We start from the raw sequence: 11,410 nt of genomic DNA, 5'->3' as shown, positions 1-11,410 counted from the left end.
GGCCAGTGCGAGCGCGGAGCAGGTCGGCGCACGCACGAGAGCAGGCACGAGCACGACGCGGGAAAGGGAGGCGCCGATGGCCGTCCTCGTCATCGGAGACGCACCCACCGCCGCCATCGAGGCGGCCGGGCTACGGATCCACGCGTGCCGGAACGACGCCGACGACCCCCTGCCGGTCACCCTCACCGGGATCGACGCCGTGGTCCTCTCCCCGGGCGCCACCCCTGCCGCCCTCCCCCTCGTCGGGCCCGCGCTGGCCGCCGAAGTGCCCGTCCTCGCGCTGGGCGAAGGGGCCCGGCTGCTCACGGAGGCGGCGGGTGCGACGCGCGGCGCCGGGGGCGACAGCACCGACCCGGTGCTCGGCGGCGGCTCCGCGCCGCACGGCTTCCGCGTGGGCGCCAGCGCCTGGGGGCTGCCCGTCCCCGGCGAGGCCGACCGCGAACTGCTGCGCCGCTTCGCGGAGCTGGTCGCCGGGCGGGCCGAAACCACCGCCACCCGAACCTTCTTCACGCCCCGGGCCGCCGCCTGGGAGGAGCGGTTCGCGTACCAGACCCCGGCCTACGAGGCCGCCGTCGCCCGGATGCGGCTGCGCCCCGGGCAGCGCGCCCTCGACCTGGGCTGCGGCAGCGGCCGCGCCCTGCCCGCGCTGCGGGCCCTGGTCGGAGCCGCCGGCACGGTCATCGGCGTCGACCTCACGCACGCCATGCTCACGGCCGCCGCCCGCGCGGGCCACGGCGGCCCGGCGCGGCTGCTGCTCGCCGACTGCGGGCGGCTCCCGCTGCCGGCCGGCGCCGTCCACGGCATCTTCGCCGCCGGGCTCCTGGACCACCTGCCGCATCCCGGCGCCGCCCTGCGCGAGTGGGCCCGGGTCACCGCCCCCGGCGGGGAGTTGCTCCTCTTCCACCCCTCCGGCCGTGCCGAGCGCGCGGCCCGCCACGGCCGCGCCGTCAGCCCCGACGAGCCCGGCGACTTCACCGCCGAACCGAACCTCCGACCGGCCCTCGAAGCGGCGGGCTGGCACGTGGCCACGTACGAGGACGCCCCCACCCACTTCCTGACCCGCGCCACCCGCTGACCCCGCAGGGGCTCCGCTCAGCCTTGGAGCGGGGCTCCGCTCAGCTTTCGGAGCGGCCGGCGGTCCGAGCCGCCAGGCGGTCCAGGAGGCCCCGCTTCACGTCCGGCCACTCCGGGCGCGTGATGCTGTAGACCGCCGTATCGCGGATCCAGCCGTCCCGCATGACCATGTGGTGGCGCAGTACGCCCTCGTGCTTCGCACCGATCCGGGTGATCGCCGCCCGCGACTTCTCGTTCCGCACGTCCGTGAGCAGCTCGACCCGGTTCATCCCCATCGCCTCGAAGGCGTGCGTCAGCATCAGCAGCTTCGCCTCGGCGTTCGCACCGCTCCGCTGCCAGGACGCGGCGAGGAAGGTCCAGCCGATCTCCAGCCGCCGGTTCGCCGTGTTGATCACCATCAGCCGGGTGGACCCGATGACCCGGCCCGTCGCCGCGTCCACGGTCGCGTACGGGATCTGCGTGCCTGCCGCCCGTGCCGCGACCGCGTCCTCGATGAAGCCCCGGACATCGTCCGGGTGCGGGACGATCGTCACCGCGAGCTCCCACAGACTGCCGTCGCGGACCGCCTCGCACAGGCCGTCGTGGTGGCGGATCTCCAGCGGCTCCAGCCGCACCCGCTCCCCGGTCAGCTCCGCCGTCGCCGCCTCGTCCGCGTCCACCTGCTGCATGTCCGACCTGCCCGTTCCTCGTGGTTGCGCGCCAACACGCGGACCCTATCGGCGTGGCCGGGCGCCCTCACCCGGTTTTCCGCCGCCCCGGCAGGGCACGGTCAGAGCCAGCCGTTGCGCCGGAAGCCCCGGTGGATGACGAAGCACGCGACGACCATCACCCCGAGCACGAGGGGATACCCGTAGGTCCAGTGCAGTTCGGGCATGTGCTCGAAGTTCATGCCGTAGACCCCGCAGACCATCGTCGGGACGGCGATGATCGCCGCCCACGCGGTGATCTTGCGCATGTCCTCGTTCTGGGCGACGGTCACCTGCGCGAGATGGGCCTGCAGTATCGAGTCGAGGAGGGTGTCGTACGCACTGATCTGGTCGGTGGCGCGGGTCAGATGGTCGGCGACGTCCCGGAAGTAGGTGCGCATCTCCGGCGGGATGACCGCAATGGGCAGGGTGCTCAGCTGCTGGAGCGGCCGGCCCAGCGGGGCCACCGCCCGGCGCAGTTCCAGCAGTTCGCGCTTGAGCTGGTAGATCCGGCCGGCGTCCCCGCGGCCCCCGTGCTCGCTGAAGACCATGGTCTCGACGGCGTCTATGTCGTTCTGCACCGCGTCCGTGACCGCCACGTACTCGTCGACCACGTGGTCGGCCAGCGCGTGCAGGACGGCGACCGGCCCCTTGGCCAGGTGCTCGGGGAAGGCCTCCAACTCCTCGCGGACCGACCCGAGGGTGCCCCGGCCGCCGTGCCGGATGGTGATGACGAAGTCGTTGCCGGCGAAGGCCATGAGTTCGCCGGTCTCCACCACCTCGCTGTTCGCGGTCAGCTCCTCGTGCTCCACGTACCGCACCGTCTTGAACACGGCGAAGAGGGTCTCGTCGTAGCGCTCGATCTTGGGCCGCTGGTGGGCCTGGACCGCGTCCCCGACGGCGAGCGGGTGCAGGCCCAGCAACTCGGCGAGCCCGGCCAGCTCCTCCTGCGAGGGCTCGTGCAGGCCGACCCAGACGAAACCCTCGCCCGTCTTGCGGACCCGGCGCAGCGCCTCGCCGACATCGGCGTGGCCGTGGCCGTCCTGGCGCACGCCCTCCCGGTACACGATGCAGTTGACGACGGCACTGCCGAGCGGGGAGCGGACCGGGTGACTGAGGTCGACGGCCCGCCGGTAGCTGCGGCGCACGACCCGGCGCAGGTTGCTGAACATGGACAACGGACGTACTCCCCTTCGGCGGAACACCGGCCAGTGTGCCACCGGCACGCGGACCGCGGGACCACAGACCTACGGGGCTCCGGGGCTCCGGGGCTCCCGGGTCCACGCGGCTACGGATCTCCGCACGCCGGGCGGGCCGGGTCGCCCGGGTGAGGGCGCGCGCAGCCGGTCCGCCCCGCAGGGTTCGGCAGCACCGGAGACGAGGCTTACGTCCGTTCCCGGATACCGCTCCCGGCACGGCGGGCGCGGGCGCCCTCGCGCGGGCAACCGCCGCTCAGGCGCGGTCGATGAAGACGCTCGTGGACTTCACCCGAGCCGTCGCCCTCGCCCCGACCTCCAGGCCGAGTTCCTCCACGGCCTCCCGGGTCAGCAGCGACACGACGCGGTGCGGTCCGGCCTGGATCTCCACCTGTGCGTCGACCGTGCCCAGTTTCACGCCCGTCACGATGCCGGGGAAGGCGTTGCGTGCCGAGGTGTACGGGGCCCCCTCGCCTTCGCCGCCCTCCTGCGCGACCTCCACGCAGAACGCCGCCAGGTCCGGCCCGTCGACCATCCGACGGGTACCGTCCCGACGCGTCGGGAACCGTTCCGCGTCGGCCCACCGCCGGGCCGTGTCTACGCTGACGCCGAGCAGCCGGGCCGCCTGGCCGATCGTGTAGGACTCCATGCCCGCAGCCTAAGCCCTCCCCCGACCGGTCCTCGCAGGCCAGGGGGCCGGGACTCGACCCCGGCGGGCCCCAGATGGGCCCCAGATGGGCCCCGGCACGGCTCCCGCAGGGCCCCGTACGACTCCCGCCCGCTAGTCGAGCGCCGCCGCGGCCGCCCGCGCGATCGCCTCCGCGACCGTCGACAGGGCGGGCGATTCCAGCTTCCACTGCTGCCAGTACAGCGGTACGTCCAGGGTCCGCCCCGGCGCGATCACCACCAGCTCCCCCGACTCCACCCGTGGGCCGGCCTGTGCCTGCGGCAGCATCGCCCAGCCCAGCCCGGCGACCACCGCATCGCAGAACCCCTCCGACGTCGGCACGTAGTGGCGGACCTCCGAGGCCCTGGCGCCCGCGTCCCCCGTCACCAGCCGCACGAACTCGTCCTGGAACAGGTCCAGCCGGTCGAACACGACGACCGGCGCCCCGCGGAGGTCCCGCTCCACCGCCTCCCGCAGGTGCCGCGCCGCGAAGGCCGGGCTCGCCACCGGCAGGTACCGCGCGACCCCCAGCCTGCGCACCGTGCACCCCGCCACGGGCGCCGGCTGTGAGGTGACCGCCGCCATCACGCGTCCGTCCCGCAGCAGTTCGGTCGCGTGCGCCTCGTCCTCCCGGTGCAGTTCGAAGCAGACCGGCGGATCCTGCGGCACCCCCGCCAGCGCGGGCAGCAGCCACGTGGCCAGCGAGTCCGCGTTGACCGCGATCGGCAGCCGTACCGGCCCCAGGCCCTCGGCCATGCCGAGCTCGGCCCGCGCGTCGCGCTCCAGCCGGACGAGCTGTCGGCCGAAGCGCACGACGACCTCCCCGGACTCGGTCGCCCGTACGGGCTTGGTGCGCATCAGCAGCACCCGCCCGGTCCGCTGCTCCAGGGCTTTGACGCGTTGACTGACGGCGGAGGGGGTCACGTGCAGGGCGGCGGCCGCCGCGTCGAAGGTGCCCTCGTCGATCACCGCGAGCAGGGTCCGTACCTGGTCGACAGGCAGCTCATCCATCACACCGGCTAATGGTACGTAAGAATCTTTAGCTGTACTCCTCACCGCGCCGCTGCCTACGGTCGAAGGCATGACACACGGCATCATCGCGGCGGCCCTCGCCGGCTTCGGCACCGGACTTTCCCTCATCGTCGCCATCGGCGCCCAGAACGCCTTCGTCCTGCGCCAGGGCGTACGCCGCCAGTCGGTCCTCGCCGTGGTCGCCATCTGCGCGCTCTCGGACGCGGCACTCATCGCCCTCGGCGTGGCCGGCGTCGGCGCGTTCGTCACCGCCTGGCCGCCCGCCCTCACCCTCGTCGGCCTCGTCGGCGGCGTCTTCCTGATCGGCTACGGAGCCCTCGCCGCCCGCCGGGTGCTGCGCCCCGACCCGGGCGCCGCCCTCGCCGGGGACTCCACCGGCAGGGCCGCCGGCTCCGCCACCACCCGGCGCGCCGTGCTGACCTGCCTGGCCATGACCTGGCTCAACCCGCACGTGTACCTCGACACCGTGCTGCTGCTCGGGTCCATCGCCGCCGGCCGCGGCGACCTGCGCTGGGCCTTCGGCGCCGGGGCCGTCCTGGCGAGCCTCACCTGGTTCGGCGCGCTCGGCTACGGCGCCCGGCTGCTCAGCGGCCCGCTCGGCAAGCCCTCGGCCTGGCGGGCACTGGACGGGCTCGTCGCGGCGACCATGGTCACGATGGGCGGCCTGCTCCTCGCCCGGGCCTGAACCCCGCCACCCCGTGCGCCCACCACCACGCGGCTCATCGGCTCGGCTCGCATCCGCTCCGCCACCGTCCCCGGAGGTCCACCCCATGGACACTCCCCGAGTGGGTACGGATCACCCTGCCCCGCCCCGCACCTCCAGGAGCCCCCGTGCCGGATCAGCCCGCGTCCCCGCCGCCCTCGTCCCCGCCACCCTCGCCCCCGTACGGCGACTCGGTCCGCGCCTACTACGCCGCCCAGCCCTCCCCCCTCGTGGCCGCCACCGGGATCGTGCTGGACCCGCGCGGGCGGGTCCTCGTCCTCACCACCTCGTACAAGGCGGAGTTGGAGCTCCCCGGCGGGGGCGTGGAGGACACCGAAACCCCGGAGGAGGGGCTGGCCCGCGAGCTGAAGGAAGAGCTGGACCTGAGCGTGCCGGTCGGGCGGCTGCTCGCCGTGGACTCCCGCCCACCGGGGCCCCTCGGCCGCTCTCTCGTCGTCCACGTCCACCTCGTCGGACCACTCGCGCCCGAAGAGATCTCGGCGATGTCCTTCCCCGACGGGGAGGTCACCGAGGCGCGCTGGCTCACCCCGGACGAGGCCTACGAGGCCCTGGGCAGCCGGAAGGCGTCCCGCCTGCGCGCCGCCCTGGCAGCCCTGTACTCCGGCTCCCTCGCCCACCTGATCGACGGGGTACCGCAGCCCGGCTCCCCCGCCGGCCTGGACCCGGCCCGCCGGGCGGAGCTGGAACACGCGGGCGCCTTCGACACCGCCGGCCACCGCGCCGCCCGCCCCAAGGCCCTCACGGCGGCGAGCGTGCTGTTCACCGACGCCGCGGGCGGGGTCCTGCTGGTGCGGCCCGCGTACGGGGATCCCGACCACTGGAACCTGCCCGGCGGCGGCATCGACAGCGACCTCGGCGAGATCCCGCGCGCCGCGGCCCGCCGGGAGGTCCTCGAGGAGCTCGCCCTCGACCTCGCACCCGGCGCGCTGCTCGCCGTCAACTGGTCCCACCGGTCCGGCTATCCGGCCCGGGTCCGCTTCCTCTACGACGGCGGCACCCTGGACGCCGCCACCCTGGCCCGGATCCGGCTGCCCGAGACGGAGCTCCTCGAATGGCGCGCGGTCCTCCCGGCCGACCTGCGCCGCTTCACCAAACCGGCGCTCCGCCGCCAGATCGAAGCCTGCCTCACCGCCCGCGCCGCGGCCGTCGGCCCCCTCGAACTGCACGCCGGCCGGCGGGTGGATCAGCTCAGAAGAGCTGAGTGACGCCGGTGGCCCAGCCGCTCCCGCCGACCAGCAGGGGCGCCTTGAGTCCGGTGGGACCACCCGGATGGAAGAGCAGGCATCCGCTGGGGCAGGTCGTGGTGGCCGGCGCACCCGTGCTGGTGACGTAGTTCACCACGAGCTTGGGATCGGCCGGAGTGGTGGCCCACAGGTCGCCCTGCTCGTCACCCGCCTTGGGCTGGAACTGCTTGTACGGGATGACCTGGCCGTCGTCGGTGATCGTCTTGCTGACGACGGTGCCCTGGGCATTGCCGTGACTGACGATCAGCGGACGGTTGGCGGTCTGCCAGCCCCCGGCGGCGTAGACGGCGCGGGACGCGAGACCGAAGGTGCCGTCCGTGCCGATCTTGCCGGGATAGAGGTACAGCTTCCCGTCGATCTTGTTGCGGGCGAGGACGTCCTTGACCCCGTCGCCGTTCTGGTCCCCGATGCCGAGGATCGTGTAGTTCTTCCAGGTGTTGCCGCCGGTGAAACCGGGGTTCTGGAAGTCGAAGGGCTTGCTCTGGTCCGCGCCTGAACCGCCTATGGTCCGTCCGGAATAGATGCGCAGGCGGGCACCGGAGCAGGCGTCGTCCACGCATTCGACGACGGCCAGGTCGTTGCCCTTCCTGAAGTCGGCATCGGTGCGCTGATCCAGATCGCCGGGGGCAATGATCTGCTGGATTCGCCCCCAGCCCATGGAGCCGAGGCCGGGGGGCGGGGTCAGCTCCCGGCGGTTGGCGTGCGAGAAATCGCCGAAACCGTTGCCGGGGTAGACGTAGAGCTTCTTGTCGCTCAAGCGGGCGATGACGTCCTCATAGCCGTCGGGGACGGCCGTGGGGCCGGCGAAGCCGACGAAGTCACCGCCGTGCGCGATCAGCGCACCCTTCCAGCCCGAGTCCGCGACGACGCGCATCTGCACGCGGCCGGCTCCGTTGCCGGCGTAGAAGCGCAAACCGCCGTCCGCTTCGGGGCCGAGCAGGTCGACGAAGCCGTCGCCATTGAGGTCGCCGAGGAGGTCCGCGCGCGTCCCGTTCAGCGGAGTCTGCCCGGCCGGGTAGACGAAGGATGCCGGGGATGTCTTCAGCACCGTGGCATCGACGCCACCCCCGGTCGGCGAGTGGTTGCCGGCCTTGTCGAGGGCGTGGACGTACAGAGTGTGCTGGGGAAAGACCGTGAGGCGGACGTCGACCGTGGCTTCCGTGACGCCATGGGCGAGAGGAATCCAGTTGGCTCCCTCACAAGGAGTGCCGGACACGGAGACGGGACGGTCCATGGACCAGCAGAACCCGGCGAGGTCGGTGGCCGGGTTCTTGAACGTGAGGCGCACCTTGGTGCGCGCCTGCTGCGTGGTGAGGGCGGTGCCGTCCGCCTTGGTGACGGTGACGGGGTCCGCGGGCGCGTTCGCGTCGACGCGGAAGGCGCACTCGCCGGTGTAGGCGCTGTAGGCGCCTTCCTGGTCCTTTGCGCGGACCTTCCACTTGTAGGTGCCGGTGGGGAGGTTCTGGGCGAGGACCGTTGCGGTCGCCGTGCCTCCGCTGGGCACGGTGGTGACGTGGGAAACCGGTACGGCCGCACCCGCGGCGGTGGTGACGACGAACCGAGGGGTGACGGTGCCGCCGTCGCCGTCGCGCAGGTTCGCGATCAGTGCCAGGCCACCGTTACCCGTCAAGCCGTTGCAAGGGACGGGCTTGTTGCCATCGGCGGAAGGCGCCCAGCTCCCTGCGAAGGCTCCGGCGCTGATGACCTCGGGCTTGGTCGGGGTCGCCGCGGCCGCACCCGGTGCGGAGAGCAGGTCTGCCGCCGTGAGCGGGAGGACGAGCGTGAGGATGGCGGTGAGTGCGCGGGGCACTCGTGCACCGGCTCTTCGGTGAGACATGTGAACGGTGAGTCCTTCTGCGGGTGTCCAGGGCGTGGATCACCGCAGAGTAGGCCACGCGGTTCGCATGGGCACAGCGAAATCCGAGTGGACCGCGGCGACGCCGCTACTTCGGCTCGGTCGCGAGCTGGATCAGGTTGCCGCAGGTGTCGTCGAAGACGGCCGTCGTGACGGGACCCATCTCCAGCGGCTCCTGCGTGAAGCGGACGCCGAGGCCGCGCAGGCGCTCGTACTCCGCCTTGACGTCGTCGACGGCGAACTGGGCGAGCGGGATGCCGTCCTCGACGAGCGCGTCGCGGTAGGTCCTGGCGGCCGGGTGACCGGCGGGCTCGAGGAGCAGTTCGGTGCCGCCGGGCTCGTCGGGCGAGACCACGGTCAGCCACCGGTCCGGCCCGCCCAGCGGGACGTCGTGCTTCTTCACGAAGCCGAGGATCTCGGTGTAGAAGCGCAGGGCCTTGGCCTGGTCGTCGACGAAGACGCTGGTCAGGTGGATCTTCATGGGGTGCTCTCTTCCGGTCCGGACGGGTCGGGGATGCGCCACCGCTCGGCGATCTGCCGCAGCGGGGCCGTGTTCAGGTCGTGGAACTTGTACCGGCCCTCCCGCCGTGTCTCGACGAGTCCTGCGGCCTCCAGCACGGCGAGGTGCTGGGAGACGCCTTGGCGCGAGATGCCGAGCCGGTGCTTCATCGTCAGCCGCGAGCAGATCTCGAACAGTGTCTGCCCGGACTTCTCCGCGAGCTCGTCGAGGATGGTGCGGCGGGTCGGGTCGGCCAAGGCTCTGAAGAGTTCGTCGGCCACCACCACAGGATAGGCAAGCAATCACTTGCCTATCAACCCGAGGAAGACTTCGGCCGGCCGCGAATCCTTTTCGGGCCCCGCCGCCTCTTGTCCGTGTACCGGCCGAACGGGCCGACAGGACCAGGAGGAAACACCCATGATGATCACCAGCCTCGTAGTGATCGGAGCCCTGCTCGTGGGCGCGTGCAGCTGGCACCTGCTGCGGCGCTACAAGAGCCGGGTCTGACCAGATCCCGGCGCGGGACACCTTGGGACACCATCCGGGAATGAGCACCATGAACCAACGCTTCCCCTGGCCGGACGAGCGGCTGATCAGGGCCGCTCAGGACGGCGACGTCACGTCACTCACCACCGTGGTCATGGAATCGCAGCCCCATGTGCGCAAGTTCGCCCTGTCGCTCTGCGCCTCGCCGCAGGACGCGGAGGACGCGGCGCAGGAGGCCCTGATCATCCTCTACCGGAAGATCGGCACCTTGCGGGCCACCGGCGCCCTCGCCTCGTGGATGTTCCGGATCGTGCGCAACGAATGCCTCCGGCAGATACGGCTGCTCTCCGCGCGGAGCGAGGAACCGCCGACCCGGCCGGCGTCCGCGGAACCGTCCGCCGAGGACGCCGTGCTGCACAGGCTGGAGGCCGAGCGGATCGCGGCCGCGCTCAGCGCCCTCCCCCGCGACCAGCGGCAGGTCCTGATCCTGCGCGACGTCCGGGGCCTGCCGGGCAAGTCCGTCGCCGATGCGCTCGGCCTGAGCACCGCCGCGATGAAATCGCGGCTGCACCGAGCGCGCGCGGCACTGCGCCACTCATTGGAAGCGATCGACCCATCAGCCGAAGGAGACCCACGACGGTGAACACCGTGAAGCCCGCACCATCCGCGGCGCCCGAAATGAACTTCGCCAGCACGTCCGTCCCGCGCCACCTGGCGCGCGGCGCCATCGGCTTCGGGCTGATCATCGGCTCGATCGCCCTGGTGCCCGCCGTCGGCCCGGTGACCCTGCTGGCGGCCCCGCTGGCCCTCGTCGCCTTCCGCGGCTGCCCCACGTGCTGGATGGTCGGCCTGGCGCAGACCATCTCCCACGGCCGCCTGGAGCGACAGTGCGAGGACGGCGCCTGCACCCTCACCAAGGCACACCCGACGCTGAAGGCCGCGCAGTAGCCGACAGGCCCCGGACACACGAAAGGCCGTTCTCTCGTGGATGAGAGAACGGCCTCCGACCTTGCGTTTCCGCATGGTCGGGACGACAGGATTTGAACCTGCGACCCCTTGACCCCCAGTCAAGTGCGCTACCAAGCTGCGCCACGTCCCGATGCCCGTTGACCTGGGGTTTCCCCTGGTTGAACGCGCAGGAGAACGATACCGCACTTCCGGCAGTGGTCGCGCGCACCTTTCTTCCCCGGGGAGTGTTGACCTCAAGCGCGCTTGAGGTTGCACGATCGGTCCATGACACCGACAGCACCCGCGGACACCCGCTTCCGCTACGAAGACCTGGGGGGCCTCATGGCCCTCATGACCGGGGCCGAGAAGCACGGTCCCGCCGCCACCTCCACGCTCGACGCCCTGTGGGCGCTCTACGACCGGGTCCTGCGGGTCGGGCCCGCCAGCGCCGGGGATCCGGGACGGGACCGGTTCCTGCTGTCGAAGGGGCACGGGCCGATGGCCTACTACGCCGTGCTCGCGGCCAAGGGGTTCTTCCCCGTCGCCTGGCTCAGCGGGTTCGGCGCGTACGACTCGCCCCTCGGGCACCACCCCGACCGCACCTTGATCCCCGGCGTGGAGATCGGCAGCGGCTCCCTCGGACACGGGCTGCCGCTCGCCGTCGGGAGCGCGCTCGGACTGCGGGCCCAAGGGCTCACCGACCCGGCCGTGTGGGTGCTGATCGGGGACGCCGAGCTGGACGAGGGAAGCAACCACGAGGCGATCGCGTACGCCGGCTCGGCCGGTCTGGAGCGTTTGCACACGATCGTGATCGACAACGACTCCGCGACCCACGGCTGGCGGGGCGGCATCGCCTCCCGCTTCGAGGCGGCCGGCTGGTCGGCGGTCACCGTGGACGGCCGGGACCACGCGGCGCTGCACACGGCGTACACCACACCTCATCCGGGCCGGCCGCACGCCGTGGTCGCCCGGGTCGAGAAGAAGCAGTGAAGAGGGGGA

Annotated in this window: 13 protein-coding genes and 1 tRNA gene; 6 read left to right on the top strand and 8 right to left on the bottom strand. The window is 72.5% G+C overall.

The genetic code is table 11. The features are described 5' to 3' along the window. Window positions 1–76 precede the first annotated feature (76 nt). Window positions 77–1,075: a methyltransferase domain-containing protein gene (locus tag OG247_RS36225; RefSeq protein WP_327256192.1), complete on the top strand. Its 999-nt coding sequence runs from the start codon at window positions 77–79 to the stop codon at window positions 1,073–1,075. A gap of 40 nt (window positions 1,076–1,115) precedes the next feature. Here OG247_RS36225 and OG247_RS36220 read toward each other — a convergent pair whose 3' ends face one another. The 4 genes from OG247_RS36220 to OG247_RS36205 form a co-directional block, all read right to left on the bottom strand. After that, the gene (locus OG247_RS36220; protein WP_327256191.1) at window positions 1,116–1,742 is read right to left on the bottom strand and encodes a GNAT family N-acetyltransferase; all 627 of its coding nucleotides are present in this window, start codon (window positions 1,740–1,742) and stop codon (window positions 1,116–1,118) included. Window positions 1,743–1,843: 101 nt separating this feature from the next. Continuing rightward, entirely contained in the window at window positions 1,844–2,932 is a 1,089-nt protein-coding gene (gene corA, locus OG247_RS36215) for a magnesium/cobalt transporter CorA (protein ID WP_327257759.1), read from the bottom strand. A gap of 280 nt (window positions 2,933–3,212) precedes the next feature. Beyond that, entirely contained in the window at window positions 3,213–3,605 is a 393-nt protein-coding gene (locus OG247_RS36210; protein WP_327256190.1) for a TOBE domain-containing protein, read from the bottom strand. A gap of 132 nt (window positions 3,606–3,737) precedes the next feature. Then, on the bottom strand, window positions 3,738–4,634 hold the full coding sequence (locus OG247_RS36205) for a LysR family transcriptional regulator ArgP (RefSeq protein WP_327256189.1): 897 nt from the start codon (window positions 4,632–4,634) through the stop codon (window positions 3,738–3,740). A 70-nt stretch (window positions 4,635–4,704) separates the two neighbouring features. Between OG247_RS36205 and OG247_RS36200 the strand changes: the two genes are divergently transcribed. Together OG247_RS36200 and OG247_RS36195 are read left to right on the top strand one after the other, a co-directional pair. Next, the gene (locus OG247_RS36200; protein WP_327256188.1) at window positions 4,705–5,340 is read left to right on the top strand and encodes a LysE/ArgO family amino acid transporter; all 636 of its coding nucleotides are present in this window, start codon (window positions 4,705–4,707) and stop codon (window positions 5,338–5,340) included. A 146-nt stretch (window positions 5,341–5,486) separates the two neighbouring features. Further along, entirely contained in the window at window positions 5,487–6,584 is a 1,098-nt protein-coding gene (locus tag OG247_RS36195; protein WP_327256187.1) for an NUDIX hydrolase, read from the top strand. Here OG247_RS36195 and OG247_RS36190 read toward each other — a convergent pair. The 3 genes from OG247_RS36190 to OG247_RS36180 all read right to left on the bottom strand — a co-directional run bounded on the left by OG247_RS36190 (window position 6,568) and on the right by OG247_RS36180 (window position 9,258). After that, window positions 6,568–8,433: a hypothetical protein gene (locus tag OG247_RS36190; RefSeq protein ID WP_327256186.1), complete on the bottom strand. Its 1,866-nt coding sequence runs from the start codon at window positions 8,431–8,433 to the stop codon at window positions 6,568–6,570. The two genes, OG247_RS36195 and OG247_RS36190, sit on opposite strands and share 17 nt — an antisense overlap. 133 nt (window positions 8,434–8,566) lie before the next feature. Beyond that, window positions 8,567–8,959: a VOC family protein gene (locus OG247_RS36185; RefSeq protein WP_327256185.1), complete on the bottom strand. Its 393-nt coding sequence runs from the start codon at window positions 8,957–8,959 to the stop codon at window positions 8,567–8,569. Beyond that, the gene (locus tag OG247_RS36180) at window positions 8,956–9,258 is read right to left on the bottom strand and encodes an ArsR/SmtB family transcription factor (RefSeq protein WP_327256184.1); all 303 of its coding nucleotides are present in this window, start codon (window positions 9,256–9,258) and stop codon (window positions 8,956–8,958) included. The genes OG247_RS36185 and OG247_RS36180 overlap by 4 nt, the downstream gene beginning before the upstream one ends. A 275-nt stretch (window positions 9,259–9,533) precedes the next feature. Here OG247_RS36180 and OG247_RS36175 point away from each other — a divergent pair, with 275 nt between their 5' ends. Continuing rightward, window positions 9,534–10,106, top strand: coding sequence for an RNA polymerase sigma factor (locus OG247_RS36175; RefSeq protein WP_327257758.1), 573 nt, complete (start codon window positions 9,534–9,536; stop codon window positions 10,104–10,106). 35 nt (window positions 10,107–10,141) lie between these two features. Beyond that, a complete protein-coding gene (locus tag OG247_RS36170; protein WP_327257757.1) occupies window positions 10,142–10,411 on the top strand; it encodes a hypothetical protein in 270 nt (89 codons plus the stop codon). Window positions 10,412–10,485: 74 nt separating this feature from the next. Here the strand turns inward: OG247_RS36170 and OG247_RS36165 are convergent. Continuing rightward, a tRNA-Pro gene (locus tag OG247_RS36165) sits at window positions 10,486–10,562 on the bottom strand. A 134-nt stretch (window positions 10,563–10,696) separates the two neighbouring features. Here OG247_RS36165 and OG247_RS36160 point away from each other — a divergent pair. Beyond that, window positions 10,697–11,401, top strand: a complete 705-nt coding sequence (locus OG247_RS36160) for a transketolase (protein ID WP_327256183.1) — start codon at window positions 10,697–10,699, stop codon at window positions 11,399–11,401. Window positions 11,402–11,410: the final 9 nt, after the last annotated feature.

The organism is Streptomyces sp. NBC_01244, from assembly GCF_035987325.1.
GTDB lineage: Bacteria > Actinomycetota > Actinomycetes > Streptomycetales > Streptomycetaceae > Streptomyces.
The sequence above is the reverse complement of the archived record's forward strand: the minus strand, read 5'-3'. Positions and strand labels throughout refer to the sequence as shown.

Excerpts from the sequence above, each read along its gene's own strand:
- OG247_RS36175 (WP_327257758.1), top strand. The coding sequence starts at position 9,534 with ATGAACCAACGCTTCCCCTGGCCGGACGAGCGGCTGATCAGGGCCGCT.
- OG247_RS36160 (WP_327256183.1), top strand. The coding sequence starts at position 10,697 with ATGACACCGACAGCACCCGCGGACACCCGCTTCCGCTACGAAGACCTG.
- OG247_RS36170 (WP_327257757.1), top strand. The coding sequence starts at position 10,142 with ATGAACTTCGCCAGCACGTCCGTCCCGCGCCACCTGGCGCGCGGCGCC.
- OG247_RS36185 (WP_327256185.1), bottom strand. The coding sequence starts at position 8,959 with ATGAAGATCCACCTGACCAGCGTCTTCGTCGACGACCAGGCCAAGGCC.
- corA (WP_327257759.1), bottom strand. The coding sequence starts at position 2,932 with ATGTTCAGCAACCTGCGCCGGGTCGTGCGCCGCAGCTACCGGCGGGCC.
- OG247_RS36225 (WP_327256192.1), top strand. The coding sequence starts at position 77 with ATGGCCGTCCTCGTCATCGGAGACGCACCCACCGCCGCCATCGAGGCG.
- OG247_RS36220 (WP_327256191.1), bottom strand. The coding sequence starts at position 1,742 with ATGCAGCAGGTGGACGCGGACGAGGCGGCGACGGCGGAGCTGACCGGG.
- OG247_RS36205 (WP_327256189.1), bottom strand. The coding sequence starts at position 4,634 with ATGGATGAGCTGCCTGTCGACCAGGTACGGACCCTGCTCGCGGTGATC.
- OG247_RS36210 (WP_327256190.1), bottom strand. The coding sequence starts at position 3,605 with ATGGAGTCCTACACGATCGGCCAGGCGGCCCGGCTGCTCGGCGTCAGC.
- OG247_RS36200 (WP_327256188.1), top strand. The coding sequence starts at position 4,705 with ATGACACACGGCATCATCGCGGCGGCCCTCGCCGGCTTCGGCACCGGA.